The following is a 2,148-nucleotide window of genomic DNA, read 5'->3' as shown; positions in this document are numbered from 1 at the left end:
GTGCCCGCCCTGCGCCGACGGCCCGTGACCCGCGCCAGACCCCAGGCGAGCGTGGCCGAGGCCGCCGTGGTGCCCGCGCGCACCCCGATCTCCCGGTGCAGTGCCGTGCCGAGGGACTCCTCCGGCCCCTCGCCGAGCAGGTCCAGCTCGGTGATCCCGTGCGGGCGGCGCAGCGCGATCGCCAACGCCGGTGCGAGGTCGGTCAGCATGTTGACCAGGAGCAGTTGCCGGGCGGTCAGCGGGGAGCGCCCGGTCGGCACGGTCCCGAGCACGGTGAACGCCGTCTCGCCCAGGTTGCCGCCGAGCAGCACCCCCAGCGCGGACCGCACGGACATCCACATGGCCCGGCCCTCCACCAGGGCCGCGATGATCGTCTCCAACCGGTCGTCGGTGACCACGAGGTCGGCGGCGGCCCGGGCGGCGGGGGTTCCCCGGCCGCCGAGGGCGATCCCGACGTCGGCGAGCCGGATCGCGGGCGCGTCGTTGGCGCCGTCCCCGGTCATCGCCACCGTCCGGCCGAGGGCACGGTAGGTCTCGACGATGCGCACCTTGTGTGCCGGGGTGCAGCGGGCGATGACGTCCACGTCGGGCAGCGCCGCCCGCAGCGCGTCGTCGTCGAGCTCGTCGAGCTCGGCCCCGGTGATCACCCGGAGCGCGCCGCCGTGCCCGTTGATCTCGGTGGCGATGGCCTCCCCGGTGGCGGGGTGGTCACCGGTGAGCATGACGATGTGCACGCCCGCCTCCCGCAGGCGGGCCGCCGCGGGAGCGGCGCTGCCCCGGACCGGGTCGCTGATCGCCAGCAACCCCCGGAACGTCAGATCGCGTGCGACCGACTCGTCGACCGGCCCCACCCCGGCCGGGTCGGAGCCCTCCACCGTCCGTTCGGCCACCGCCAGCACCCGGTGGCCCTCCTCGGCGAGCGCCCGCATCCGGGAGGTGACCCGCTTGCGGGTGCGGGTGTCCATTTCGCAGCGCGGGAGTACCTCCTCCGGGGCACCCTTGACACTGACCAGCAGGCCACGGCGGGTGCGCCCCACGGTGGCGTGGAACCCGCGCGACGGCTCGAACGGCAGCGACGTGTGTTCCGTCCAGCCGGAGGCACCGGTGGCCGCCGTCATCGCCGCGCGGGCACCCGCCTCGGCGACGGCACGGTCGGTCGCGTGCGGCAGGTCGTCCGCGTCCTCGGCGTGCGGGGTGGCCCGCAGCGCCGCCGCCAGCACCGGCCGCAGCGGCTCGGTCAGCGTCTCCACCCGGGCGTGGGTGTGTCCGTCGTCCACCCCGGTGACCGTGAGTCGTCCCTCGGTCAGGGTGCCGGTCTTGTCGAAGCAGAGCACGTCCACCCGGCCGAGTGCCTCGATGCTGCGGGGGTTGCGCACCAGGGCACCCCGTTCGGCCAGCCGCCGCGCCGCCGCCAGCTGTGCGGCGTTGACCAGGAACGGCAGCCCCTCGGGCACCGAGGCCACGGCGAGGTTCACCGCCGCGCCGAGGCTGTCCCGCAGCGGAACCCCGCGCAGCAGGCCCGTGCCCACGATCGCCGCGGCGGAGCCCGCCGCCAGCGGCAGCGCCTTCTCGGTGAGCTCGGTCATCCGGGACTCGACGCCGGTGACCGGGGCGCCCCCGCGGGCGGTGGCCATGCTCCGCCCGGCCTCGGTCTCGTCGCCGACCGCCACCACCACGGCGGTGGCCCGGCCCGCGGCCACCGTGGTGCCCTCGAACACCATCGACGAGCGTTCGGCCACGTCGGCCGCGACCACCGGCGCGACGTCCTTGACCACGGGAAGCGACTCCCCGGTCAGCGACGACTCGTCGATCTCCAGCCCGGTCGCCTCCAGCAGGCGGCAGTCGGCGGGGACCACATCGCCGGAGGTGAGGGCGACGACGTCGCCGGGGACGAGGTCGTCGGCGGTGGCGACCCGTTCCGCACCGTCCCGCGACACGGTCGCACTGACCGACGACCGGGACAGCAGCTCCGCCAGCTCCCGTTCGGTGCGTACCTGCTGCACGCTGCCCAGCAGCGCCGAGACCCCGACGACCCCGGCCACCAGGGCCGCGTCCACCGGGGAGCCGACGCTGGCCGACAGGGCCGCCCCGCCCGCCAGCACCGGCGTCAGCGGGTTGGCGAGTTCGGCGAGGAACGCGCCGCCGAGG

Annotated in this window: 1 protein-coding gene; it reads right to left on the bottom strand. The window is 76.1% G+C overall.

Translation table 11 applies throughout. The features are described 5' to 3' along the window. Positions 1-2,148: cation-translocating P-type ATPase (locus tag SACPADRAFT_RS27190; RefSeq protein ID WP_007027373.1), on the bottom strand; the 2,148-nt coding region annotated here is incomplete at both ends.

This window comes from Saccharomonospora iraqiensis subsp. paurometabolica YIM 90007, assembly GCF_000231035.2.
GTDB classification, from domain to species: Bacteria; Actinomycetota; Actinomycetes; order Mycobacteriales; family Pseudonocardiaceae; genus Saccharomonospora; species Saccharomonospora paurometabolica.
Note: the sequence above shows the minus strand (reverse complement) of the source record. Positions and strands in the feature narration are given on the sequence as shown.